This window comes from Paenibacillus hunanensis, from assembly GCF_034055775.1.
Lineage (GTDB): Bacteria > Bacillota > Bacilli > Paenibacillales > Paenibacillaceae > Saccharibacillus > Saccharibacillus hunanensis.
Genome location: NZ_CP139194.1, coordinates 4,270,673 through 4,294,907, shown reverse-complemented (window position 1 = coordinate 4,294,907; position 24,235 = coordinate 4,270,673). Strand labels below are relative to the sequence as shown.

Below are 24,235 nucleotides of genomic sequence, written 5' to 3'. Positions count from 1 at the left end.
TAATGCTTGAATTAGCCTGATATCATCACGATATTTTCAAAATTCAACGGGAAACGTTTGTATTTTTGTTAACCTAAGGATATAGTGAAAAGATAAATAAAAACGTTACACACTCGCTAATGGAGGAGCTTGCCCATGAATCTGGATATTTCGGACAAATCATTACCTGTGTACGAAGCCCTTGCCAGCAGTGTACGGCACAAAATCATTCAACTGCTTGCTGATAAACCGATGAATATTCGCGAGCTAGCAGAAGCGGTTGGGCTGACCAGCGCCATCGTATCGATGCATGTTAAAAAGCTAGAAAAGGCAGCGATTATCTCGACTAACATGCAGCCCGGTAAAGGCGGCGTGCAAAAGGTATGCTATCTGCAGGTAGAAGAAGCGAATATCGCTTTTCCTAACAAGGTAGAGCATGTGCGTCACTATCATGAAAGTGAGATTTCGATCGGACACTATACCGATCTGGCGGCAGAGCCAACCTGTGGTCTGGCTTCAACCGAGAAGTTTATCGGTCAGGTCGATGACACACGCTACTTTTTCGATGCCGAGCGTTTTCAGGCGAAAATTCTATGGTTTAGCGAAGGCTTTATCGAGTATAAAATCCCGAATTTCCTGCTATCCACCGAAAACCCGCTGGAGCTGATCATGTCGATGGAGATCTCCTCGGAAGCTCCGATGACCGATGATCGTTTCCCGTCGGATATCACCTTTTACCTGAATGATGTGAAGCTCGGTACATGGACAAGCCCAGGCGACTATGGCGACAAGCGCGGCAAGTACAATCCTGCATGGTGGCCGGAAATTATTAACCAGTACGGTCTGCTTAAGCACTTGCAGGTTACCCGTGAAGGCACCTTTATGGATGGAATTCAGCTGTCGGATGTGACGCTCGATCAAGTGAATGTACGTGATCGACAATGGACACTACGACTGGCTGTGGAATCCTCAGCTGAGCATGTTGGCGGCCTGACCCTGTTTGGACGTGGCTTTGGTAATTACAATCAGGATATTGTGTTCCGACTGTACTACGACAAGCGCGTTCGCCCAACAGCAACGCCAGTTGACCAGCCCAAGCAGGAAAAGCAAGAGCAGCGCTAGAATAGTGAGATCCGGCTTCGTTATGAAAGCTACGGATCGGCTCCACTCATTTTGATAACGCTTGCATATCATGCTGTAGCTTGTTGCCTTGAAGCCTACATAGACTACAGGGTATCCAATCCAGCTTATCGTCATCAGCATCCAATGCTTGTTTTATAGTTGAATCCATGCAAGCAGATGGATACAAGCAGCAGGGAGGAAGTAATCGATCGATTGCTTCGCTCCCTTTTTGCTTTGTATGAAGATCATGAATGGTCATATGGGTTGAATACAAGGATGCCATGTATACCGATTACTCGGATATGCTGGCTAGTTTGCATTTCTAGTTTGAAGAACAGGTTCTACGTATTTACATAGAAAATTGTACGGACGTATGAGAATGAGTATATTTACGCTTTACGCAAACGAATCACGTTCCACGAAGCCTTGCTCAGGCGTGCAGTCAGCATACCGCCATCCAGCGTAGAGTTACCACCACTATGTGGCTTCACCTGCTCGTTATCGGCTGTATTGACCGCTTTTAGATCATCATTTTCCAGTACGATATGTTCTTCGATCACATAGCCTTCAAACGAACGAACGTCACAGTTCAGATCAAGCGCATCGGTCAGATGACGGTTCACGGCGAAGATCGTCAGATGTTCATTCTCTTCGTCATGCACCACAGCGCTGTCCAGATAAGGAACATCGGTGTAATCTTTGGCATCATAGACTGGAGAGTCGATAACTGGCTTCAGGGATACACCACGACCATACACAGAAGCGTGCATATACGGATAGAAGATGGTCTGCTTCCAGGAGCGTCCGCCAGTCTCTGTCATGATCGGTGCAATAACGTTCACGAGCTGTGCCATACACGCCATTTTCACGCGATCTGCACGACGCAGGAAGGTGAGCAGCATACTACCAACCAGCAGTGCATCCTCGAAGTTATACACATCCTCCAGCTGTGGTGGGGCGATGCTCCACGGATCCATTTTGCTATCTGCATCATTGGAGTGATACCATACATTCCACTCGTCAAAGCTAAGATACATATTCTTTTTGCTGCGTTTTTTCGCTTTGATATAGTCACAGGTCGAGATAACGGTATGAATAAAATGATCCATATCGACTGCGCGAGCCAGATAGTTGGCAGGATCATTTTCCTGGTTGCCATAGTATTGGTGAAGGGAGATGAAATCTACCTCATCATAGGCATAATCAAGAGTGGTTGCTTCCCATTGTGGGAATGTAGCCATGCCAGTATTGGAGCTACCACATGCTACCAGCTCAATGGAGGAATCAACCAGACGCATTGCTTTTGCTGCTTCCAGCGCCAGCTTGCCATAATCTTCTGCATTTTTGTGTCCGATCTGCCACGGGCCATCCATCTCGTTGCCAAGACACCAGGTTTTGATGCCATGTGGAGCAGCATAGCCATGCTGCTTACGCAGATCACTATAATATGTACCGCCCGGATGATTGCAGTATTCCACCAGATTACGTGCAGCATCGATGCCACGCGTTCCCAGATTGACTGCCATCATAACTTCGGAGCCAATTTCACGCGTCCATTGCGCAAATTCATTTGTACCGACTTCGTTCGGCTCAATTGTTCTCCATGCCAGCTCTAGACGCTTCGGACGCTGATCGACAGGACCTACGCCATCTTCCCAATTGTAACCGGATACAAAGTTACCGCCAGGATAACGAATAATAGGAACCTGTAGCTCCTGAATCAATTTTTTTACATCGTTGCGATAGCCATGTTCATCCGCGAGTGGATGCCCTGGATCATAAATACCGCCATATACAGCCCGGCCCAAATGTTCGATAAAAGAGCCGTAAATTCGCTTATCAACCTCGGCAATACGGAAGGATTTGTCAACAATCATTTTAGCTTTGATGCTTGTTTGAGACATGGTGTTCATCCTTTCATCTTCAATGTGGAGGTGGTGCAGGTCGGAGTCTTTGCAGCTAGATATACAGCAACAGTAAGTAGCTGCAAGATCCTATCGTTTATAGTTTGAATGTAACATAACGTTCATAGATAGGTCAATTATAATATTAATAATTAATATTTTTATTAACTAATGATCTCTCGGATGTAAAATCTACTTGTTGCGGAGCGTTTGATAATTCTGCACGGTTCTCTCCTTGCTACTACATATCGCTACTACATGAGGATGATCGAATCGACATATGATGGATATGACACGATAGAACGATAAGCGTATGGAGCGATAAAAGTAACCTTTTGTGCGGTGGAATTTGCTATAATCTCACCATATACGCGCGCTAATAGCTTGTAGGATGATGCAAGAAGAGCGCATGACCAATGAAGGGGTGGATGACGTATGCAATCTAAGGATGTATTTCCAGCGCGTGTGCGCGAAGTGATCGACTTGATTGAGCAGGGGGATTTATTAAGTGAAGCCTATAAAGAGTCTGTTCCAATAGTGGATATAGCTACACAGACACCGCAGCATTACATAGAAATGAGTACGCCAGCGAATCTGTTTAACGATTTGCAGGAAGCGTTGCAATTTTATCAGGAGGAAGATCTGGAGCCGCCTTATTATCATTTGCCCGATATAACGGCAGAGGCATTAGGAGATATTCCAGCTGCGACCAGCGATGAGCAGAGAGCGCTGAATCGTGCGCTAATTGAGTATGAGGAGGAGCATAATTTTTATGAGCTTATAAAGGAAAGAATTGCTCCGCTTGCTGCCAAACTACATATCGAGGACGAGGAAGCTAGTTTTGTGGCAGATATCATTAGCAACGACCTGTACCATTGTGCCAAAGCCAGATTGTTGCTAGAGGAGTCACATCCATATTTTGAGCATATGCTGAGTATTTATCGTAATCAGGGGATGCCTATTGGCTGGATTGGAAGCGAAGCACCGGATGAAGGAGAATTCATTATCTATACGCGAACGTATAATTTGGAATAGGTACTATGGATAGGATGGGTCAGCAAATTGATGAGAATATTCCATACAATTAGCTATTCGCACAGCTACTCGCAAAAAATCTACAGGTGAAAATGTAAACTAATCCGGTATAGTGGCACTCTATATTTTAGCGCCGATACAGATTTTCTTCTTCCTATTTACAAGTACAAGCGGTTCCGATATGATATATTTATAATTATTCTAAATATAAATACAAGTTACGTGTGTTGATGGTCTCTCTTACAGTCAGGCACGGTATTGTACCGTGTGCGTGAATATACAGATATCGGTATCCATTTATATTATGTTCGGTATGTGCAGACATGGATGTGTACGTCGTGTCGAGATGTTAGCTACACCGTACCATTTGGAATAAATGACGATGAAGAAGATGAAATGCCCAACCGAAAATGACAATGTGAAACGTTACTTGGACAGGAAGAATTAAATCAACCGGAAGGTGTGAAGAACATGATGGTGCTGACGGAACAGGTAGACCGGATTAAGGAACGACTCAAATCCAAAGGCTACAAGCTGACGCCACAGCGTGAAACGACAATCCGGGTATTGCTGGAGCATGAAAAGGATCACTTGAGCGCAGAGGAAGTATTTTTGCTCGTAAAGGAACAATTCCCGGAGATCGGTATGGCGACCGTGTATCGGGTACTTGATCTGCTAAATGAGCTACAGATCGTACAAAAAGTGAATTTTGGCGATGGAGCAGCACGTTTTGATCTACGTGCAGCGAATAGTCCCCATTTGCATCACCATCTCATCTGCACACGCTGCGGCAATGTAGAGGAGATTATGGAGGACTGGCTGGTCACACTGGAAAAGCGCGTAGAGCGTGAGTACGGCTTTACAGTGACTGATCACCGACTGGACTTCCAAGGTGTATGCTCCGCTTGCCAGGCAAAGGAACGCGAGAAGAATAAAGGCGGCAAGAACTGCCAGGCGGTTTCCTAATAATAAACGGTGAGCGTGCTATCGCTATTGAGCTAGGACGGAAAAGTAATGATGCATGAAAGAGCCTGCAAAGGCTCTTTTTTGCTGTGTGGGTTATTTTTTCAGCCAATCTAGCCGACATTATACAATAAAAGTATGATTTTACAGTTAGTCTTTGTATCGTTGTGGGCATATTAGAAAATAGAAATGAAGCAAGCTACTTACTTTTGGAACGCGATCTTCATTCCCAGCGTACATAGAGTATAGATTTACATATATAGAAAAGGGGTTAGAACAATGGCCTTATTTGAAGTTGTAAAATATGATGGCACACCGGATGTGTATGCGTGGAAGTATCCCAATGAAGAGGTTAGCACATGGACACAATTAGTTGTAAATGAATCTCAGGAAGCGATTTTGTTCAAAAATGGACAGGCGTTTGATACGTTTCAGGCGGGTCGTCATACACTGAGCACAATGAATATTCCTCTACTAAACAAAGTGATCAATCTACCCTTTGGTGGACAATCTCCATTCGCCGCTGAAATATGGTACGTGAACCGGGTCAATAATCTGGATGTGAAATGGGGAACCACATCACCGATCCAGCTTCAAGATCCGAAATATAATATCATCGTGCCTGTACGTGCATTTGGACAGATGGGGATTCGTATTGAAGACTCTCGTCGATTCTTGATCAAGCTGGTCGGAACGTTACCAAAGTTTGAACAGGCTGATATTTCAAGATATTTCCGCGGTTTATTGTTAATGAATATTAATGAGTGCATTTCATCGTATCTTGTTCATCGTAAAATTAGCATTCTGGAGATCAATGCGTATATTAGTGAGATTTCTACCTTTGTACAGGAACGTATGGCTCCTGTATTCGCCGAGTATGGCATTGCGGTCGTGAATATGTATGTCGACTCGATCAATACACCGGACGAGGATCTCTCGGTTCAGCGACTGCGGGAAGCACTTGCTAAAAAAGCAGAGATGGATATTATTGGCTATACGTATCAGCAGGAGCGCAGCTTTGATACGCTGGAGGGTGCTGCTAAAAATGAAGGCAGTATGCAGTCCGGTATTATGGGTGCCGGACTAGGACTTGGTATGGGTGTAGGCATGGGCGGCCCGCTTGGTCAATTGATGGGGCAGGTCGGACGTGTTATGGAAGTGAACACGAGCAGTGTATCTAATAGCTCCACATCGACAAATGCGAAGCCATGCAGCAATTGCGGTCAGCCGCTCATCGCCGGCTCCAAGTTCTGTCATCATTGTGGCGATGCGTATCTGGCATGCGAGCACTGCGGTGCAGACAATCCGGAAGGTGCTGTGCAGTGTAATAGCTGCGGCAAGGCACTCTCTCATCCCTGCCGTCAATGTGGCGCTTCGTTAAAAGCAGATGCGCGCTTCTGTCATGCATGTGGTACACCAACTACGGTAGCATGTAATCATTGCGGAAAACCAATGCAGCCTGGTCAGAAATTCTGTATGGAATGCGGACAAGCAGCGCCGGAGCAAGGGGGACAAGCCTGATGAATCGTAATCGAGGCATCGCCATCATCGCTCTATTGTATGGACTGACACTACTGGTCACGATTATTAGTTTTATCCTGCTCGGTAATGTGCTGATCGCAGACAGTCGCTTCTGGATATCGCTTGCAGCTCTATTTTTAGCTGAAACGTTGTTTTGGTCGCTAGCTGGATGGGGAGCATTACGTGGAGAACGCTTCGCTTCTACCGTGCCTGCCTACATGGGACAGCTCGTGACCGCTGGCCTGTATGCTATACTGGTCATCGTCTATACGCTTGTATTCTGGTTGCTGTTCAATCTAGGGGCGTTCTTCTACAGCTGGCTGCAATTAATGACATTTGTCGTAGCGGTTGGCGTGATCGCGCTTATAAGCTGGTTTATGCAGTCTGAACGTTATATCGATAGTCAGGAACGTCTACAAAAGCTGAGCATTCATGATATTCGGCAGGGTTTGGGCGAAGCTGGTCTGCATATTCGCAGCTGGCAGGAGCCGTATCGCAGTGAGGTGAGTCGCCTGCTGTCTGAGCTTGAGGAAAATGTACGTTTTAGTGATCCGGTTACCCACCCTGCTATATGGAAGGAAGAGGAGCAGCTTACCGACGAAATACGTCAGCTGCGTGAACGGATGATGCAGGCGCCAGCTGGAGACCAGCAGCAGATAAATCGTCAGCTGGAGCAGCTGCGACAGCATTTCCAGGCAGCACACGATATTTTACGTCAGCGAAACACTCGACTGGCAGCTTCCAAGTCATAGCTCTTTATTCGATCGAGCAGGCTTGTCATCAAACAATATAGAAGAATATAGAATGATGTAAAAGGGGAGATTGATCATGCTTGCAGGAGGGATTGTTTGTATTATTTTTGCCCTTCCTTTATTGTTATTTGCATTGTTTGGAGTAGGTGGTACATTATCGAGCGATCCGGGATCAGCGATTGTACTGGGAATGGTGTTTGGTTTTCCGGGAATCATATTGATGGTATTCGGAATTTCTATGATTCGCAAAAGTCAGGCACAAACGCGATTGGAATATGAGCAAATGATGACGGCTCAGCAGCAGTGGAATCAGCACAATCTGAATGGGCAGTTTCAGCATTCGTCATCACAGTCATCCATGAATGTGAATATATCTTCCAGTACAAATGGAGTGCAGCGAGTAAATGAATCGTATACGATTCATAATCCGCTTGATCCACGCACAGCTGCCTATGTGAATCATCGAGCAAGGCAGCAAGCAGCGTCCTCGACATCTTCAAATCCTATGAATCAGGCAGCTACAGGTAATCAACCGAAAACCGTAGATTGTCCGGGCTGCGGGGCGCCACAAACGCTGGCACCAGGTCAGAGCCGTGAGTGTGAATACTGTAGCACGGTCGTTGCTTACAAGTGATTTCAGGATGACTTTAGCGCATTCGTGTAAATTTTCTGAATTGCAAAATATCCGCTTCTATTCTGAAAGAAGCGGGTAAATACTACAAACAAGGCGAAACCGAACAGACCTATGCTGGGCGGCTGTTCGCCTTTTTAAGGTGTAGTTATATATAATAGGATTATGTCTTTCATTTCGGCTGGTGTAATATGCCGAATATTCTTCACCATCAGCGGTGAATTCATACGCTGCATTGTCCCATTTCGAAGCATTAACATGGCATCTGATAGCATCTTGCAGGTCGCTTATAATTGACAGTTATCCGGCTTCCGCATTAACATAGTTGTATTGCCCGGATGGGCAAAAACGGATAGAAGGTGACTGTAATTGCAAGAGCAATATCGACCAACAAGAGCGGAAATTAATCTGGATGCGCTGCGGGCGAATTACGAAGCTTTTCGGAGTGCATTGCCGCACACAACCAGACTGATGCTTTGTGTAAAAGCAGGAGCGTATGGACATGGTGCTGTAGGCGTAGCCCGTGAGCTGGAACAGCTCGGTGCGGACTACTTGAGCGTAGCTTTTTTGGACGAAGCGATTGAGCTACGTCAGCACGGCATTTCGTTACCGATTCTGGTACTGGGCTATACGGCACCAGAAGGGGTAGCAGCAGCGTATGAGTATGATGTTACTTTAAATGTGTTTACAGAAGAAGTGCTTGAAGCGATTGCCGGACTGTCTGTGGAACCTTCCGGTCGCAAGCTCAAGGCTCATATCAAAATTGATAGCGGAATGGGACGACTCGGACTATTTCCAGATCAGGCACCTGCATTTATCGCCAAGGCGTTTGCAGTACCAACACTGGAAGTAGAAGGAATGTTCACTCATTTTGCAAGAGCAGACGAGCATAATAAAGATTATACACTGATGCAATACGAGAACTTCCAACGCGTGGACCGTGAAGTGCGAAGCATGGGCTATACTATCCCTGTCATACATACGGGGAACAGTGCTGCCGCGATTGATGCTCCCGAGCTATCCCCACAGATGGTTCGGGTAGGAATTGCACTGTATGGGCTGTATCCTTCGACCGAAGTGAACCAGCAGGCGATAGCGTTAGCCCCGGTCATGGTCTTGAAAACCAGAGTGGTCTATACCAAAACGTTGCCGGCAGGCGCGGGTGTGAGCTATGGCACCCGTTATGTGACCGAGCAGCCAGAGGTTATTGTCACACTGCCAATTGGCTATGCGGATGGATATTCGCGCTTACTCAGCGGAAAAGCCGAAGTGCTGCTTCGCGGACGCAGAGTTCCCGTCGTTGGAACGATCTGTATGGATCAGTGTATGGTATCACTCAAATCTTTTGCCCATGAGGCAGAAGAAATCCAAATCGGCGATGAGGTTGTCTTAATCGGCCGTCAGCAGAATGAATTCATCTCGGCTGATGAGCTTGCTTCATGGCTCGGTACTATCAATTACGAAGTGGTTTGCATGATCGCTTCCCGCGTCCCTCGTCTCTACTACCGTGACGGCGAAATCGTTAGCTGTTTAAACCCCCTTTTGCGTTAAAATATTTTTCGCAGAGTGGAAGGAAACGGAAAATGTTGAGCGAATCTTACATAATGTGATGAAAAGTCTGTACTCATACTGTTGTTGTAGTTTATAATGAGGGCAGCAAAGTGGCTTTATGTATTGTGCATGAAGCCAGACCATAAACTTGGATTCGCATTATGAAAAAATGCCGTTACAACAGCTAAGGGGTATAGCTGAAAAGGTTTTGGGGGTGCTGGACAGTTGGACAACATGCAAAACGTGCAAGGGATTATGGTCCATTTACCGGATCAGCTTTTGCAGGAAATCGATGGGATCGCAGCCTTGGATAATTCCGACCGCAATGAGTTAATCAGAAAGGCGACGAAAGTGTATCTAACGGAGCGTAAGAAGCGGATTGTCCGTGAATCGATGCAGCGTGGATATATGGAAATGGCCAAGATCAATCTTAGAATTGCTAGTGAAGCATTCTATGCGGAGGAAGAAGCGGACATCACTCTGGACCGCTTAGTTAGCGGGGTGTAGACATTGATCGTAAAGCGTGGCGATGTATTTTTTGCAGATTTATCGCCCGTCGTCGGTTCTGAGCAGGGTGGCGTGAGACCGGTTCTGGTGATCCAGAACGATATCGGTAATCGCTTCAGTCCGACGGTCATTGTGGCGGCGATTACGGCACAGATTCAAAAGGCCAAATTGCCGACGCACGTGGAGATCGACGCGAAGTCTCATGGTTTTGACCGGGACTCCGTCATTTTACTAGAGCAGATTCGTACCATTGATAAGCAGCGTTTGACTGACAAAATCACACATCTGGATGAAGATACCATGCGTAGGGTGCATGATTCTCTCCAGATCAGCCTCGGCCTGGTGGACTTCTAAAAGGCTTTCGGCAAGCAAGTGGACCCGGTGACTGCACCGGGTTTTTTGCGTCTAATGGGGCGACCTATTCAATATGGTTTGAGATCATGCCCAACTTTTGAGATAATACAGCTATTGATATAGGGTTCTCTGCACGAGTAGAGAATGGAAAGAGGGATCAGATTGTCTGAACAAAAAGTAATTCATGAAGCGCAAGCGAAAGATAGCGAGCAGCAGGTACGCGAGCGGATCGTACGTCAGATCGCTGATGAGCTGAATATCTCGCAAAAGCAGATTCGTACGACGATTGATCTGCTGTCGGAAGGCAATACGATTCCATTTATTGCCCGTTACCGTAAAGAGATGACCGGAGAGCTGGATGAGAACCAGCTTCGTGATATCGAGGAGCGCCATCAATATTTGCGCAATTTACAGGAACGTAAAGAAGAAGTGCTACGTATCATCAGCGAGCAGGACAAGCTGACAGAGGAGCTGGCAACAGCGATTCAAAATGCAAGCAAGCTGCAAGAGGTCGAGGATCTGTATCGTCCATATCGCCAAAAGCGTAAAACACGTGCAAGCGTAGCGCGCGAGAAAGGATTGGAGCCACTTGCACAATGGATTCGTAGTGAGCCGAAGGCGCCTGAAGCGCTCGTAGAGGCCGCTAAGTATGTGGATGGGGCAAAAGGCGTAGAGGATGCCTCACAGGCGCTACAGGGAGCGATGGACATCATTGCCGAGGAAATTTCGGATGATGCAACAATTCGTGCCTGGATCAGACGTTACACCTTTGATCATGGCATGCTCGTGACCGAAGCGCGTAATGCCAATGAAGAATCCGTGTACGAGATGTACTACAGCTATCGCGAGCTGGCGAAAAAAATGCCGCCTCATCGCATTCTGGCAATCAACCGCGGTGAGCGCGAAAATGTACTGAAGGTACAGCTCGAGGTAGCTCCAGAATCGATCTATCGTTATATGGAGAAGCAGCTCATTCAAGGGCCATCTGCGGTACAAAAGCTGCTAGGTGAAGTGATCGAGGATGCTTACAAGCGCCTGATTGCACCATCGATCGAGCGCGAGGTACGTACCGAGCTGACAGAAAAGGGCGATAGCCAGGCGATCTCGATCTTTGCTGGTAACCTGCGCAATCTGTTGCTACAAGCACCGATCAAGGAAACAAGAGTGCTCGGCGTTGACCCGGCCTTCCGTACAGGCTGTAAGCTAGCAGCTGTTGATGAGACAGGCAAGCTGCTGGAGGTAGCAGTAACGTACCCAACTCCACCAGTTAACAAAAAGCGTGAAGCGACGGAAATCTTCCATCGTATGATTAACGAGCATAACATTGAGCTGATCGTGATCGGTAACGGTACAGCTTCGCGTGAAACGGAGCAATTCGTAGCCGAGCTGATTCAGGAGATCAAGGATCGCAAGCTTGCGTATCTGATTGTGAGTGAGGCAGGGGCAAGTGTGTATTCTGCTTCCAAGCTGGCGCAGGAAGAATTCCCTGATCTGGATGTCGCACAGCGCAGTGCAGCATCGATTGCTCGCCGTGTGCAGGATCCACTAGCAGAGCTGGTCAAAATCGATCCAAAAGCAATCGGTGTCGGTCAATACCAGCACGATGTATCACAGAAAAATCTGGAAAGCTCGCTTAAAGGCGTTGTAGAGTCAGCGGTTAACCACGTCGGCGTCGATGTGAATACAGCTTCTCCATCACTGCTCTCCTATGTGGCAGGCGTGAATGCAACGATTGCTAAAAATATCGTAAAATATCGTGAGGAAAATGGTCGCTTTATTAGCCGCAAGCAGCTGCAAAAGGTGCCACGTCTGGGTGCTAAAACGCTCCAGCAATGTGTCGGCTTCCTGCGTATCAAGGGCGGAGACAATCCGCTTGATTATACCGGCATTCACCCGGAATCGTATGCAGCGACAACGAAGCTCCTGAAGTCCCTTGGTATCCAGCCAGAGCAATTAGGCAGTCCCGAAGCGGTAACGGCTCTTGCAGGCGTCGATGTGGAACAGACAGCTGCAGCACTGGATATCGGTGTGCCAACACTGCGCGATATTTTAGATAGCTTACAGCGCCCAGGACGCGATCCACGGGATGAGTTGCCATTGCCAATCTTCCGCACCGATGTGCTGAAGATCGAGGATCTGACGCCAGGGATGGAGCTGCAAGGCACGGTGCGCAATGTCATCGACTTTGGTGCTTTTGTTGATATTGGCATCAAAAATGATGGATTGGTGCATATTTCTCAGCTGAGCGAGCAATTCGTGAAGCACCCGATGGACGTTGTTTCTGTAGGAGATAATGTAACGGTATGGGTACTGAATGTGGATTTGAAAAAAGGTCGTGTAGGTCTGACGATGCGCCAATCCTCTGCTCAGGAAGCAGCCGGACAATAAAAGGTATGAATCAACATTCTGCTTAATGGCACTGGCAAGGCAGGGATACGGATGTACAAGTCATCTAACGTCATTGCGGTAAGACGTCGTATGAAGCCATACATGTCAACTATAACTATGTAACGATGCATAAGCGGAATAGCATGTAAGCAACTAGAACTGCGCATAAGCAGGTCGAGCTGTACATCAGCTATCTGAAAGCTAGAGCAAAGCTGTAATGATAACCAGAACGAAACGCAAACAGCCCTGTAGATTATTCTACAGGGCTGTTCGTATCTTCTAACTATTCATATTAGCTGATTAGTGGCAGTATTATTGCTGCTCTGCATATTCCTCATACCACTGCTCAAGCTGTGCCTGTAGTGCACGAATTTCAGTGAGCAATGAGATCAACGGATACTCTTGCTCCTGTAGACGGGCAAATGACTGTTCCAGTGCATTAATGTAATCTAGTCCACCGATCGTTTGTGCGCCGTCCTGTAATAGCTCCAGATCATTACATTCAGCAACCGCGCGTGGAAGCTTCGGCACATCCATAGCAGTCAATTTGCTGATTTCCTTATGTAAACGTAAATTGAGCGCGCTGAGCTGGTAAGCATAATCAGCAGGCATCTCCACATATTGAAGCTCCGTGTCCTGCTGTAAAAGTACATAGCGCATAAGTGAGGTGCTCATCATCATTCTCCTTCAATCGAATTGCCGGCATGCCGGTATACATTTTCATTATAAATAAATGATCGAAAATGTAGTTTGTACTTGAAGTGTAGCGCATAACAAAGTTAAAATTCAAGAGAAGCAGGTTGATCTTTTTCTATGCAAACTGATCTGGAACAATCATGTCAAAGGAGCAGAGCGGGTTTCATGACTAACGAAGAACTTCAGGCATGGGTGGAGCAGCTATCCTTGCAGCATTTTGAACGTCCATTTTTGCATGAGGCTATCTTTAATGCACGACTACGCACAACCGGTGGACGTTATTTTCTCAAAAGCCATAATATCGAGATTAACCCGCATCAGCTTGCCGCCTTTGGTCGCGAGGAAGTGGAGAAGATTATTAAGCATGAGCTGTGCCATTATCATCTTCATATTTTAGGTCGAGGCTATCAGCATAAGGATGCAGAGTTTAAATACTGGCTACAACGCGTAGGTGGCGGACGATATTGCCAGATTCCGCCCGATATGTTAAAAAGTAAACCCAGGGAGCTGTACCGTTATCGACTTCTATGTGGTGATTGCGGCACCCAATATTTGCGGAAACGCCGTATGGACCCGGGCAAATACCGCTGTGGCAAATGTGGAGGAAAACTCACATTGGAATCGCTTGACTTGCCCAGAGAAACATGGTAAATTATTTTTTAGATTGAACAACGTTCCCTGATAGCTCAGTTGGTAGAGCACTCGACTGTTAATCGAGTTGTCACAGGTTCGAGTCCTGTTCGGGGAGCCATTTCTTGGAGAGATACCCAAGTGGCTATAAGGGGACCCTCTGCTAAGGGGTTAGACTGCGTAAGCGGTGCGAGGGTTCGAATCCCTCTCTCTCCGCCATATGAATTTATATTCATGTAGCAACTTTAGCAACAAGCATACATAGGTTAAGTAAAGAGTCGGCGCTGCCGGCTCTTTTTTATTCTTGTCATTCGTTGCAATTTACAGAGAGTTTAGAAAAAAAGAGCGATACGTTTAGAAATGATTTGTATAATCGAGCAGATAGCACTCTAGCTAGAACAATGATTCGTACTTTTTATGTCCATAATAGTTATATCGATGGTAGCAAATGAGATTGTCTTCAAATTGAACAAACCAACCACTAGACAGGAACGTCTTCATGGTTGGTTTGTAGGACAATAATTTATTTGTGAGGATTGTAGTTGGTGTTTGCAAGCATCTGATTCACGATATATACCAGATCATCGTCGCCCACCTGGTTATCTTCGGTTTGGTCAGCGTCATACAATGTTTTATCTGTATCGGCTGCTGTTAAACCAAAGTAGAATGCATCGATAGAGAGGTCAAGTAAGGTATATTCTCCAGATCTATTCACGTCCAAAAAACTAGGTTTCTCGATCAGAATCGTATCCTGTAGTGCATTGGCGGGCTTAATATCATACTCTTGCTTCGTATCAGCAATTCTTCCTGTGAGTGAATCTACTTTTCCTTCACCTGCTGCGATCGCTTTAAACTTAAGTGTCAGGAACAGTGTGTCTGTGGAGATACCATGATTTTTACCCTGGCTTGCAACAATGAAGCGAAGTGTACCTTTATTATCATTCGTTTCATTGTATACTTTGTAGCCTGCGATTTCGGTGTAACCAAGATACTGCATCAATGTACTGTCGTAATTGATAACAAAGTCTTCTGCATAAATATCGTTCACATTTTTGAGCGACAGATCGGCAGTGAATTCTTCTCCGACTTTTGCTTTTTCTTTTTCAATGGCTACATCTAAAATGGCTTGTTCATTCGGCTTGATGGCAGCTACCGGTGTAGCTGAAGCTTCGTTGGAAGCAGGGCCTTCAGATGAATTATTTACTCCAGACACCGTGTAGTAATATGTAGTGCCATTTATTGCAGTGGTATCAGTATAAGCTAACTGGTTGTATACGTTAGCGGTAACACTTTTTGCGATGGAGGTATAAGGGCCGCCTGCTGTAGTAGAACGTTTAACTGTATAGCTGCTTGCTTGATCGGCTGGAGTCCAGCTCAGGTTGACCTGACTATCTCCTGCAGTAGCTTTTAATGTGGATTGACCAATGGGAGAGACATAGTTCTCTTCGTCATAAGCTTTGTATCCGGCTGGAATAGCGTACTTAAACGGTGAAGCTCCGAAGTTTGCTGTGACAGCTCGTGTATCAGAAGTAGACCCATTTACAATAGCTGCAAATGTAGCATTCGGAAAGTCGCCGGCTGTATAAGTAGATTGTCCCTGGCTAACTCCATTTTTATACCACTCAATTGTATGATTATCGATATCTAAAGCGACAGAAACGATATCATTTACACTATAAGTTGCTCCATATTTTGTTCTACCGGTTTTATAGTTGAGTTTTTCGCCGCTATATCCAAAGTATGCCATATATGTAGAGTAATCTGAATTTGTAATACCGATTATCCATTTAGATGGAGTACCTGCTCCTTCTTTGTCTACTTTTACTTCCCAATACCATTTACCAGAAGTCTTACCAGCAGTTGCTCTTTCAATTTTCCCAGCATCTCCCTGATATTGGTACGTCAAACTTTTAGAAGTTGTCCAAGTAACTGGAGCGGCTGCATGTGACACGCTATTAAAGCCAAGCACCGAAAATACTAAAACCAGCAAAAAACTTATAAATCTAAAATCCCTCATTTTCTCATAACTCCCTTAAAGTGAATTTTTCTTACAAAGTGAATACTACACAGTAATAAACAGAGTATCCAGTTAAAAAAATACATATAAAGTATTTTATGTAAAATATATACAATTTATTTAGAGTGTCACATTGTATAACAAAAAAAGACTCCTTATTGAAAGGAGTCTCTCTAAATATTCATATAGATAAATTAAAATCACACCAGCGGCACATTCAACCCCAGCGCCTTATAGATCGCATGAGCCACGCCATCCTGCTCATTCGTCAGCGTAACGTCATCGGCGATGGCCTTCACCTCAGGCTCCGCGTTGCCCATAGCTACACCCAGTCCAGCAAGCTGGATCATGGATACATCATTAAAATTATCGCCAATCGCCATCGTTTGCTCCAGTGGGATACCATAGTGCTCTGCCAGATGCTGGAGCGCCGTTCCTTTGGAAGCATTTTTATGTTCAATCTCAAAGTTCATATGACCAGAAACGACCATTGTCATATCCTCACGACCAGCAAAATGCTGACGTCCCACTTCCAGCTTCTCCTGTTCAAAGGATAAGGCAAGAATATTGTAAAACTCCGTGTTGTCTGGAATCTCATGATACGTATTCACACGAATCATTTTCAGCTTGGCACTCATTCCCTGCATCGCTTCTAGCATTTGCAAATAGCTTGGATCAGGATTGGTGCTCAGCAGACGATCGACCTCTACAGCCAGCACCTGATGACCGGTGCTAATCGTATAAATGCCTTTGCTCGTATGTGCTTGATAGTAGTACTGATTCGTTTCCAGCCAGTCCAGCACCTCCATCGCTTGATGATTTTGCAATGGGAGGGAGAACATCGGCTCTTTATGCTCATTATGGATAACAGAACCATTAGAGGAGATGACCGGCGTTACCAGCTCAGCAGCTTCTAGGAAAGAGCGTACATTATTATGCTCGCGACCTGTAGCAATCGCCACAATTACGCCTTCCTCCTGTGCAGCACGAATTGCTGCCTTGTTCACATCATTAATGTACGTATGGCCACTCAGCAGTGTACCATCCAGGTCAATTGCGATTAATTTGATACTCATAGACTCAGCTCCTTCGAAAATGATTGATCGGCAACCCATAGCTCCACCTCATGCTGGTCGAGTAGCTCCAGCATTTCGGGAGTAGGGGAGCGATCGGTGATGATTAGATCGACTTCAGACAGATCGGCAAACTTATAAAATAGCTCACGTCCAAATTTGGAATGATCGGCGAGAATGATCGTCATCTCGGCTTGCTGCATCATTTTGTGCTTAATCCGACCTTCCTCCACGGTGAGTGAGGTAAGACCTTTGCTGGAAATGCTACCGACACCGATAAAGGCTCGTTCAGCAAAATAATGCGATAAGGCTTCAACAGCAGCTGAGCCGTATACATAACGATGCTGCGATTGCAATTGCCCGCCGAGCAGATGAACAGAAATGTCTTGCTTGTTGGATAAAATGTCTGCCTGATTAATTGAGTTGGTGACAATGGTACAGCCAGGTGCTTCGATAAATTCGGCGCATGCCTGAACCGTAGTAGAGGAATCGAGGATGATGCGTTGCCCGCTCTGAACGAGCTGTGCAGCGCGACGACCGATCTGCTTTTTCTCAGCAGATACCGTATTCAGGCGGTCATTATAGCTTGGGATAATGATCGGACCAGCCGAGAGTAGAGCACCACCACGCGTGCGTACGATTGAATTTTGCTCTTCCAGTCGGACAAGATCACGTCTGGCAGTGTCCCGGGAGACTTGAAAAATGCGGCAAATGTCTTCAATTGTAATTCGCTGATGCTTACTAAGATACTCCAAAATATGAAGCATGCGTTCTTCCTGATACATAGAAGCTCTCCTTTGGAAGAATAAAGACACTGGGTGCAGCTCATGCTTGTTCGTTACCCATCATGATAAGCACAACAAGTATGATGAAGAACGATAACAAGCAATTTAGCTCATAAGCAAGTAGAAACAAGTAGAGGTAAGTAAAGTATGCTGTTCATGCTGCATATTTAAGTTTATATAAGTAATTATAAGTATTTATAAGTAAAACTACAAGTCATTCTTCCGATTTTGACTTAAATAAAGCAACAAAATAGAGCATTTAAAACTAATAAAAAAATGCTTGCAATATAACTCTGTACTTGATATAATCATTTTTGTTGTTAAGAAAACGTGGCCCGTTGGTCAAGGGGTTAAGACACCTCCCTTTCACGGAGGTAACAGGGGTTCGAATCCCCTACGGGTCATCCCTTATTTCATTAGTGAGAGCCATTAGCTCAGTTGGTAGAGCACCTGACTTTTAATCAGGGTGTCGAAGGTTCGAGTCCTTCATGGCTCACTTTTTATATGCCATGCGGTCGTGGTGGAATGGCAGACACGCTATCTTGAGGGGGTAGTGGGTGTATACCCGTGGAGGTTCGAGTCCTCTCGACCGCATTCTGCAATACGTAAAAGTCCCTGTTTTATAACAGGGACTTTTTGTTTGCAATTTGTAGAATAAAATGGAATAATTTGAATAAATAAGGTGATCTTGCGCATAACCTTGTTGAATTCCATTCCAAACCATACTATATTAGTAATCATAATTGTGTTTTGGTTTGAAGCTAGACAGACTACATAATTCTTATGGCAGGCGGAATATCAATATTTATCCGAGAAGCTGGAATTGGTAGTTATAAAGCCGATTGTTTTGCTTGATTATGTACGTCCTTCATGGAACGTAGACAGCCATTCATTGAAAATACTCGGGAATATCGAGTAGCTCAGCGACTTGTTTACGGTATCGTGCCGCCTTGCGTGTTCCATTGATCAGGTTGGATAAACGAGATGGCGGAATCCCGTAACACTCGCAAAACGTCTTTTGATCCATTTGTAGCTCTGCCAGCCTTTGCTTGATAGCCCAACCGAAGGAGGTAACCGGCTGCTTGCGGTTCAACGATATCACCCCTTGCTTGCTAAAAGTATAACGTACCATATGACTATAGGATCGGTACCGGTTCCCGATCATTATGGGCTCTATGGTATAATGATTCAGGAAAAGAAGTAAAAAATTGTCGTTAGATCAATTATATACTTAAATGCGATTTTTATCAATATTAAATTACTTATAAAAGTGTTATTAGAAGCTTTAGATGACATGGTCGGGGAGTTGAAATCATATGCAGTCGCAATCCATTTATGAACGCATTGAATTACTGATCAAAAATAAAGGCATCACGAAAAAGTCATTCTGCGAACAACTTAAAATTAGTACTGGTAACTTTGGCGATTGGAAACGTGGCAAATCGACACCAGGTACACACAAGCTGATCGAAATTGCAGCTTATTTTGATGTTAGTCTGGATTGGCTTCTTACGGGGAAAGAGCGCTATGCACAGACGGTAAACGAGCAATCCAGCCCGTATTTTTTTGAACTTATGGGGCAATTGAATTGCCAGGATGAGGTATTGTCTGAGCGAGAGAAGGATTTCATTAAGGAATATATTGAGTTCTCTGTGTATCGCAAATCCAGACAGCAGGGTAGTAACCGCTAACTGTTGCGTCTATATCGTCGGATAGTCTTGAATCGGAATTGGCAACTGAATGAGCAGAAGCCAATCAAGGCAGTGTCGAATGAGGATGAGCTTGGGGGAAGCTAGTTCAGCTACAGGTCGTACAGAGCAATGAAGCTATAATAGAGGAATGTGAGACGCAAGCATGGTGAACGATCATGCAGAGCATCGACATTCATCCATATTCATTCATCGGCGCCCATTCAATGGAAGCAATTCAGATCATTGTATAGCAGGGCATTGTATATTGGCATAAAGAGGCTGGCAGATCACGTCTATATGACGCAGATGCCAGCCTCTTTTGTTATGCGGATTGCAAATCATAAATTCTTGTAGGGAGTGAATAGTTCCTTTTGCAATACAGGTCTATACAGGTAGATGAGTGAAGTGGAATAGTTAGTTGCCAGATACGGTTGGAGATAGGGATAGTGGCGATTGGAAGGAAGGAGAGAGTAGCTGGCTCTGTTCGTGATAGGCTTCCTGTGCCTGCGCTAGCCACTGCTGTTCCATGATAGACGACCATTCATCGGTTAGCTGCTGAGCTTCTCGTATCGTCAAGCCGAGCGGCTTAGCGACTCTACCCATACAGCAGGATAATAAAGTATAGAAGTAACACTCAATCGCCTGCTCGCGCTGCATTCCAAGCTGGATATTAATCCAGGCATGCAGAACGGTCAGTGAAAGGATCGCCCCATGTTGCTTCATTGCTTGCTCCAGCAGCTCAAAGCTCATCCACGGATACAGATTACGCGCTAGCTTGAGTAAGCGTTTTCCTGTTTGGCTGGCTTCCTGCATATGATCCGGCTCGATAATTTGCCGGATGATTGCGTGATCCATGCGGGCAAGGGTATGAGCATCCTGCTGGGCTTCGGCAAGATATACACCATAAATAGCAGGCGCTTCCCAGCGAAATAGATGAGGCTGTAAATGATTGTGAATATAATGCTCCAGCTCGTTGACACGGGTCATTCGACCTTCCTGTACATGTCTTTCCAGATTGTGCGCATGGGTAAAGCTAGCTGTTGGTAGCTTGGCTTCCAGTAGTTGCACATACACCAGCAACTTCTGATTGCTTTTCATTTTGAATCCTCCTCCGCACGGTGGATTAAATAATAATAGATGGAAATAATAACAGAATCCTATCTCTCTATTTAAATGTCTGATTAGCTATCATGTATCTTAGTAATATAATGGTTTGAATAAAATGAAACAGTTATTTTGTTAATAATAGTTACATAATTGTTGTCTATGTGTCAATAATATTAACCTAAATAACATGATTTAAACTAAAAAATGTAAATTATATAGATTATAAATTGATTTTATGACCTTTCTGAAAGCTATAGCAAAATATAAGTAACATTTAATGTAGAGGATGTGAGAGGTTCATCCAATGGAGTGAAATAAGGATTTACAATAACATAAGAAGATGGTATATTATAAAAGTTGCTGAAGATGGTTCGGATATTTCATCCATCTACAGCTAATATTATCTGCGCGGTCGTGGTGGAATGGCAGACACGCTATCTTGAGGGGGTAGTGGGTGTATACCCGTGGAGGTTCGAGTCCTCTCGACCGCATTTAGGTAAGAAGCATACGGAACGGTTCACTAGAACCAAAAAGCAAGCAACGGATCTGATAAAGATCGGGTTGCTTGCTTTTTTATTTATACGCGTGTTTTATGAATAGACATTCAGCTTATGAGGTATATAAGAATACAATTTATGATAATACATATTGAAGTTTGATAACACGATTATGGTTCAGAGCTTGAGAATCGGAGCTATGATGATGGCTCGGCTACTTCTACATTCTGTTAAAGAAGACCAGAGCTAGAAGATCAAAGCTGCTTACGAATGTCGTCTTCGATTTTATCCGGTGTTGTTTGTGGAGAATAGCGCTTCACAGGTGTACCATCTGGACTAATCAAGAACTTGGTGAAATTCCATTTGATTGCCTTGGAGCCTAGAATACCGGGCGCTTGCTCGGATAAATATTTGAACAGGGGATGTGCGTCAGCGCCATTTACATTAATTTTTTCAAACATCGGGAAGCTTACGCCATAGTTCAGCTGGCAAAATTCTGAAATCTCTTCATTGCTACCCGGATCTTGATTCGCAAATTGATTGCTCGGGAAACCTAGAATTTCAAAGTTTTGGTCTTTAAATTTATCATAAAGCTCCTGTAGACCAGAGAATTGTGGCGTTAGTCCGCATTTGCTTGCCGTATTCACGATTAGCAATGTTTTACCTTCATATTGATCCAGCGACACCTCTTCACCACGCATGTTGGTAGCTTTAAAATCATACACGTTCATCCGTTACACAGCCCCCTTTTATTATGATGATATCAACTTAATTTTAAAAAATTAAAATGATAAAGTCAATTTTAGTTTACCTATATAAAATCACAAAAAGGCGTTTCAATTGGAACACAGTGCTTTACAAATATAGTGTTGGTTCAAAATCATGACGTATGAAGGAGCTGAATAATAATGGCATTGTATACTGCAACAGCGAAGGTTCATGGTGGACGTCAAGGTAAGGTTGAATCCAGCACAGGTGCTGTAGATGTGAATCTGGTGATGCCTAAGGAGCTGGGTGGCGGTGGCGGTAACGGCACAAACCCGGAAGAATTGTTCGCCGCTGGATATGGCGCATGCTATCAGAGCGCACTGGCTAATGTGGCGCGCAAAGCAAAGGTGAACGTAACGGATACACTCGTTACAAGTAACGTAATGATCGATAAAGATCCAACAGATGATGGCTTTAAGCTGTCGGTACGCCTGGATGTGAGTATCCCGGGTCTGTCTCATGATGAAGCACTGGAGATCGCGAAAAAAGCACATGAATTTTGCCCGTATTCCAAAGCAACACGCGGCAATATTGATGTAGAACTGAATATTGTGTAATTCCGGCAATTCGATTCGTATAGAGGATCGGTAGAATGATCTGCGCTGATAGAGGCTGATGTAAAATGCTGATATAAGCTGATGTAAATTAATGATAGGTAGCGTAGTCCAGATGCCTATGACATTTCTATACGATGACCGTATGTATAAACTATAAAAAAATCCCCCTTTGTTTTTGCAAAGGGGGATTTTTATGACGATATATGGGAGCATGCATATATTGATTATAGTATGACTTCACCAACCGATATATTCACTACGATGTCAGCCGCTACCTTAGCTATGTACTACAGACTAGATGAGATCCATATTTCTTCGTTTACATAACCGCATCAATTTTTTGGCTGAAAGCCGATTAATTTTACAGGACACGGGTAAGGTTAACATAACAGGGCAATCCGTCGAATAGATTCTGGTTGTAAAACCAGAGTGCTTCCTGTACAGTAAATGGCAATAGTTGATGCGGCAGATCGTGACAATCGACGCAACAATTACCCGTTCGGCTCCATATTTGTACTCCCCCGTACATCTATAGAGTTGACACATACCATAAAATTCTTTAATATGTCATAGGTGATTTGTAATTTGCTACGAAATTTTAAGGATAACGGGTGATGATAAAATGGCATATAGACCGACGATTACGACGCTCAAAAAAGCCGGTATCAATGAAAAAGAAGGACTGTACGAATTTACGGCAACACTGGTAGACGGAACAGAGTGCCGCATGTTCTACAATCGTTTTCCAGAGTGGAAAATGACTTATATCAATCGACTGCTGACCAAGCCATGTCCTGTATGCCGCAAAGACTTTATTTGCAACTGCTTCAATGCCTTTGCAGGCGAAATTGATCAGCAAATTAAAGATCGTCAACTGATTGACGAAGCACTGGCATAAGCTATTTTGTCACAACGCCATAACGCTTATATGCAGAGCGCGGGGGAATCTTCTTCGTGCTTTTTTGCTATTTTTAGTGTTGTAGTGGATGTAGTGAAAGCTCAGCGTATCGCAAACGACTTTGTATAAAGGAGAGTGGCGAGAATGGTAACTGCACATGCTCCGGTATTGAGACCGGGCGAACCTACGGAACTGACGGATCAACAGATCGAAGCGCTTATTCAGGGTGATCATCCGATTGTACTGGTAGATGGAGTTTGTCATTTTTGTCAGGGAGCGACCAAGTTTATCATCAAGCGTGATCCAAAAGGTATTTTCCATTTTGCTTCGTTACAATCTGAGGTGGGGCAAAAGCTACTTCAAAAGGGTGGCATGAAAACTGATCAGATGGATACGTTTGTATTGATTGAGAAGGGCACCTTTTATACTCGTTCGACAGCTGCATTGCATATTGCGCGTAAATTACGGTTTGCGTGGCCGTTATTGTATGCATTCATTATCATTCCGCGTATGCTACGGGATGGGGTGTATAATATTATTGCGCGTAATCGCTATCGCTGGTTTGGTCAGTCGGATCAATGTATGCTGCCCACACCTGAGATTCGGGAGCGTTTTTTGGAATAGTGTAGTGTAAGTGACGGAATCGTTTTAAATGAAAGAGTTGTGAGCAGAAGTGAGTTTGAATGAAGATAAGCTAAAAAGCCTGTCGCATTATGCACAATCGCTAATCTGCTACTGTACTGTTAGTGCAGATAGTAGATTGAGATATAAGTGCGAGCAGGCTTTTTGGTGTGTTTATCGTGATGGGA

General features: G+C 44.7%; 23 protein-coding genes and 6 tRNA genes. 21 read left to right on the top strand and 8 right to left on the bottom strand.

Annotated features, from left to right (window positions below; genetic code table 11):
• Nucleotides 1-135 precede the first annotated feature (135 nt).
• On the top strand, nt 136-1,101 hold the full coding sequence (locus SK066_RS17510) for an ArsR/SmtB family transcription factor (protein ID WP_320542418.1): 966 nt from the start codon (nt 136-138) through the stop codon (nt 1,099-1,101).
• 389 nt (nt 1,102-1,490) lie between these two features.
• On the opposite strand, the gene arfA is transcribed toward SK066_RS17510, so the two are convergent.
• The gene (gene arfA, locus SK066_RS17505) at nt 1,491-3,005 is read right to left on the bottom strand and encodes an arabinosylfuranosidase ArfA (RefSeq protein WP_320542417.1); all 1,515 of its coding nucleotides are present in this window, start codon (nt 3,003-3,005) and stop codon (nt 1,491-1,493) included.
• A 435-nt stretch (nt 3,006-3,440) separates the two neighbouring features.
• Between arfA and SK066_RS17500 the strand changes: the two genes are divergently transcribed.
• The 9 genes from SK066_RS17500 to SK066_RS17460 all read left to right on the top strand — a co-directional run bounded on the left by SK066_RS17500 (nt 3,441) and on the right by SK066_RS17460 (nt 12,707).
• On the top strand, nt 3,441-4,040 hold the full coding sequence (locus SK066_RS17500; RefSeq protein ID WP_320542416.1) for a hypothetical protein: 600 nt from the start codon (nt 3,441-3,443) through the stop codon (nt 4,038-4,040).
• Nucleotides 4,041-4,514: 474 nt separating this feature from the next.
• Nucleotides 4,515-5,006: a ferric iron uptake transcriptional regulator gene (fur, locus tag SK066_RS17495; protein ID WP_373289082.1), complete on the top strand. Its 492-nt coding sequence runs from the start codon at nt 4,515-4,517 to the stop codon at nt 5,004-5,006.
• A 276-nt stretch (nt 5,007-5,282) separates the two neighbouring features.
• Nucleotides 5,283-6,524 (top strand): SPFH domain-containing protein, encoded by a 1,242-nt coding sequence (locus SK066_RS17490; RefSeq protein ID WP_320542415.1) that lies wholly within the window; start codon nt 5,283-5,285, stop codon nt 6,522-6,524.
• Nucleotides 6,524-7,276: an ABC transporter permease gene (locus tag SK066_RS17485; RefSeq protein ID WP_320542414.1), complete on the top strand. Its 753-nt coding sequence runs from the start codon at nt 6,524-6,526 to the stop codon at nt 7,274-7,276. Before SK066_RS17490 ends, SK066_RS17485 begins: the two co-directional genes overlap by 1 nt.
• A 76-nt stretch (nt 7,277-7,352) precedes the next feature.
• Nucleotides 7,353-7,910 (top strand): hypothetical protein, encoded by a 558-nt coding sequence (locus SK066_RS17480; protein WP_320542413.1) that lies wholly within the window; start codon nt 7,353-7,355, stop codon nt 7,908-7,910.
• Between the two features lie 366 nt (nt 7,911-8,276).
• Nucleotides 8,277-9,458 (top strand): alanine racemase, encoded by a 1,182-nt coding sequence (gene alr, locus SK066_RS17475; protein ID WP_188773609.1) that lies wholly within the window; start codon nt 8,277-8,279, stop codon nt 9,456-9,458.
• Nucleotides 9,459-9,683: 225 nt separating this feature from the next.
• Nucleotides 9,684-9,965, top strand: coding sequence for a CopG family ribbon-helix-helix protein (locus SK066_RS17470; protein ID WP_284446173.1), 282 nt, complete (start codon nt 9,684-9,686; stop codon nt 9,963-9,965).
• A gap of 3 nt (nt 9,966-9,968) precedes the next feature.
• Entirely contained in the window at nt 9,969-10,319 is a 351-nt protein-coding gene (locus SK066_RS17465; RefSeq protein WP_188773610.1) for a type II toxin-antitoxin system PemK/MazF family toxin, read from the top strand.
• A gap of 162 nt (nt 10,320-10,481) precedes the next feature.
• Nucleotides 10,482-12,707: a Tex family protein gene (locus tag SK066_RS17460; RefSeq protein ID WP_320542412.1), complete on the top strand. Its 2,226-nt coding sequence runs from the start codon at nt 10,482-10,484 to the stop codon at nt 12,705-12,707.
• A 312-nt stretch (nt 12,708-13,019) separates the two neighbouring features.
• On the opposite strand, the gene SK066_RS17455 is transcribed toward SK066_RS17460, so the two are convergent.
• Nucleotides 13,020-13,367, bottom strand: coding sequence for a hydrolase/acyltransferase (locus tag SK066_RS17455; RefSeq protein ID WP_320542411.1), 348 nt, complete (start codon nt 13,365-13,367; stop codon nt 13,020-13,022).
• Nucleotides 13,368-13,568: 201 nt separating this feature from the next.
• Between SK066_RS17455 and SK066_RS17450 the strand changes: the two genes are divergently transcribed.
• The 3 genes from SK066_RS17450 (at nt 13,569) to SK066_RS17440 (ending at nt 14,252) form a co-directional block, all read left to right on the top strand.
• Nucleotides 13,569-14,054 carry a SprT family protein gene (locus tag SK066_RS17450; protein WP_320542410.1) on the top strand — a complete coding sequence of 162 codons (486 nt, stop codon included), beginning with the start codon at nt 13,569-13,571 and terminating at the stop codon, nt 14,052-14,054.
• Nucleotides 14,055-14,078: 24 nt separating this feature from the next.
• Nucleotides 14,079-14,154 (top strand) — tRNA-Asn (locus SK066_RS17445).
• 6 nt (nt 14,155-14,160) lie between these two features.
• A tRNA-Ser gene (locus SK066_RS17440) sits at nt 14,161-14,252 on the top strand.
• Between the two features lie 304 nt (nt 14,253-14,556).
• Here SK066_RS17440 and SK066_RS17435 read toward each other — a convergent pair.
• The 3 genes from SK066_RS17435 to SK066_RS17425 all read right to left on the bottom strand — a co-directional run bounded on the left by SK066_RS17435 (nt 14,557) and on the right by SK066_RS17425 (nt 17,908).
• Entirely contained in the window at nt 14,557-16,050 is a 1,494-nt protein-coding gene (locus tag SK066_RS17435; protein ID WP_320542409.1) for a cohesin domain-containing protein, read from the bottom strand.
• A gap of 200 nt (nt 16,051-16,250) precedes the next feature.
• Nucleotides 16,251-17,126, bottom strand: coding sequence for an HAD family hydrolase (locus SK066_RS17430; protein WP_320542408.1), 876 nt, complete (start codon nt 17,124-17,126; stop codon nt 16,251-16,253).
• Nucleotides 17,123-17,908 (bottom strand): DeoR/GlpR family DNA-binding transcription regulator, encoded by a 786-nt coding sequence (locus SK066_RS17425; RefSeq protein WP_188773615.1) that lies wholly within the window; start codon nt 17,906-17,908, stop codon nt 17,123-17,125. The genes SK066_RS17430 and SK066_RS17425 overlap by 4 nt, the downstream gene beginning before the upstream one ends.
• Nucleotides 17,909-18,240: 332 nt before the next feature.
• Here SK066_RS17425 and SK066_RS17420 point away from each other — a divergent pair.
• The 3 genes from SK066_RS17420 to SK066_RS17410 all read left to right on the top strand — a co-directional run bounded on the left by SK066_RS17420 (nt 18,241) and on the right by SK066_RS17410 (nt 18,502).
• A tRNA-Glu gene (locus SK066_RS17420) sits at nt 18,241-18,312 on the top strand.
• Between the two features lie 19 nt (nt 18,313-18,331).
• A tRNA-Lys gene (locus SK066_RS17415) sits at nt 18,332-18,404 on the top strand.
• Nucleotides 18,405-18,419: 15 nt separating this feature from the next.
• Nucleotides 18,420-18,502 (top strand) — tRNA-Leu (locus SK066_RS17410).
• 295 nt (nt 18,503-18,797) lie between these two features.
• On the opposite strand, the gene SK066_RS17405 is transcribed toward SK066_RS17410, so the two are convergent.
• Complete coding sequence (locus SK066_RS17405) at nt 18,798-19,001, bottom strand: helix-turn-helix domain-containing protein (protein WP_188773616.1); 204 nt, start codon at nt 18,999-19,001, stop codon at nt 18,798-18,800.
• 223 nt (nt 19,002-19,224) lie between these two features.
• Here SK066_RS17405 and SK066_RS17400 point away from each other — a divergent pair, with 223 nt between their 5' ends.
• A complete protein-coding gene (locus SK066_RS17400; protein WP_188773617.1) occupies nt 19,225-19,599 on the top strand; it encodes a helix-turn-helix domain-containing protein in 375 nt (124 codons plus the stop codon).
• 414 nt (nt 19,600-20,013) lie between these two features.
• Here the strand turns inward: SK066_RS17400 and SK066_RS17395 are convergent, their stop codons facing one another.
• Nucleotides 20,014-20,697 (bottom strand): urease accessory protein UreF, encoded by a 684-nt coding sequence (locus tag SK066_RS17395; RefSeq protein WP_320542407.1) that lies wholly within the window; start codon nt 20,695-20,697, stop codon nt 20,014-20,016.
• A 417-nt stretch (nt 20,698-21,114) separates the two neighbouring features.
• On the opposite strand from SK066_RS17395, the gene SK066_RS17390 reads away from it, so the two are divergent.
• A tRNA-Leu gene (locus SK066_RS17390) sits at nt 21,115-21,197 on the top strand.
• Nucleotides 21,198-21,457: 260 nt separating this feature from the next.
• On the opposite strand, the gene SK066_RS17385 is transcribed toward SK066_RS17390, so the two are convergent.
• Nucleotides 21,458-21,934, bottom strand: coding sequence for a glutathione peroxidase (locus SK066_RS17385; RefSeq protein WP_320542406.1), 477 nt, complete (start codon nt 21,932-21,934; stop codon nt 21,458-21,460).
• A gap of 174 nt (nt 21,935-22,108) precedes the next feature.
• Between SK066_RS17385 and SK066_RS17380 the strand changes: the two genes are divergently transcribed.
• From SK066_RS17380 to SK066_RS17370, 3 genes are all read left to right on the top strand, one after another.
• Nucleotides 22,109-22,528: an organic hydroperoxide resistance protein gene (locus SK066_RS17380; RefSeq protein ID WP_320544912.1), complete on the top strand. Its 420-nt coding sequence runs from the start codon at nt 22,109-22,111 to the stop codon at nt 22,526-22,528.
• A gap of 622 nt (nt 22,529-23,150) precedes the next feature.
• Nucleotides 23,151-23,426, top strand: coding sequence for a hypothetical protein (locus tag SK066_RS17375; protein ID WP_188773620.1), 276 nt, complete (start codon nt 23,151-23,153; stop codon nt 23,424-23,426).
• Between the two features lie 144 nt (nt 23,427-23,570).
• The gene (locus SK066_RS17370; RefSeq protein ID WP_320542405.1) at nt 23,571-24,050 is read left to right on the top strand and encodes a thiol-disulfide oxidoreductase DCC family protein; all 480 of its coding nucleotides are present in this window, start codon (nt 23,571-23,573) and stop codon (nt 24,048-24,050) included.
• Nucleotides 24,051-24,235: the final 185 nt, after the last annotated feature.

What these genes read in the sequence shown, in the direction of transcription:
- SK066_RS17450 (WP_320542410.1), top strand. Translation starts at nt 13,569, where the DNA reads ATGACTAACGAAGAACTTCAGGCATGGGTGGAGCAGCTATCCTTGCAG.
- SK066_RS17455 (WP_320542411.1), bottom strand. Translation starts at nt 13,367, where the DNA reads ATGCGCTATGTACTTTTACAGCAGGACACGGAGCTTCAATATGTGGAG.
- SK066_RS17385 (WP_320542406.1), bottom strand. Translation starts at nt 21,934, where the DNA reads ATGAACGTGTATGATTTTAAAGCTACCAACATGCGTGGTGAAGAGGTG.
- SK066_RS17500 (WP_320542416.1), top strand. Translation starts at nt 3,441, where the DNA reads ATGCAATCTAAGGATGTATTTCCAGCGCGTGTGCGCGAAGTGATCGAC.
- SK066_RS17375 (WP_188773620.1), top strand. Translation starts at nt 23,151, where the DNA reads ATGGCATATAGACCGACGATTACGACGCTCAAAAAAGCCGGTATCAAT.
- SK066_RS17490 (WP_320542415.1), top strand. Translation starts at nt 5,283, where the DNA reads ATGGCCTTATTTGAAGTTGTAAAATATGATGGCACACCGGATGTGTAT.
- SK066_RS17425 (WP_188773615.1), bottom strand. Translation starts at nt 17,908, where the DNA reads ATGTATCAGGAAGAACGCATGCTTCATATTTTGGAGTATCTTAGTAAG.
- SK066_RS17370 (WP_320542405.1), top strand. Translation starts at nt 23,571, where the DNA reads ATGGTAACTGCACATGCTCCGGTATTGAGACCGGGCGAACCTACGGAA.
- fur (WP_373289082.1), top strand. Translation starts at nt 4,515, where the DNA reads ATGGTGCTGACGGAACAGGTAGACCGGATTAAGGAACGACTCAAATCC.
- SK066_RS17395 (WP_320542407.1), bottom strand. Translation starts at nt 20,697, where the DNA reads ATGAAAAGCAATCAGAAGTTGCTGGTGTATGTGCAACTACTGGAAGCC.
- SK066_RS17480 (WP_320542413.1), top strand. Translation starts at nt 7,353, where the DNA reads ATGCTTGCAGGAGGGATTGTTTGTATTATTTTTGCCCTTCCTTTATTG.
- SK066_RS17400 (WP_188773617.1), top strand. Translation starts at nt 19,225, where the DNA reads ATGCAGTCGCAATCCATTTATGAACGCATTGAATTACTGATCAAAAAT.
- SK066_RS17485 (WP_320542414.1), top strand. Translation starts at nt 6,524, where the DNA reads ATGAATCGTAATCGAGGCATCGCCATCATCGCTCTATTGTATGGACTG.
- SK066_RS17510 (WP_320542418.1), top strand. Translation starts at nt 136, where the DNA reads ATGAATCTGGATATTTCGGACAAATCATTACCTGTGTACGAAGCCCTT.
- SK066_RS17430 (WP_320542408.1), bottom strand. Translation starts at nt 17,126, where the DNA reads ATGAGTATCAAATTAATCGCAATTGACCTGGATGGTACACTGCTGAGT.
- arfA (WP_320542417.1), bottom strand. Translation starts at nt 3,005, where the DNA reads ATGTCTCAAACAAGCATCAAAGCTAAAATGATTGTTGACAAATCCTTC.
- SK066_RS17435 (WP_320542409.1), bottom strand. Translation starts at nt 16,050, where the DNA reads ATGAGGGATTTTAGATTTATAAGTTTTTTGCTGGTTTTAGTATTTTCG.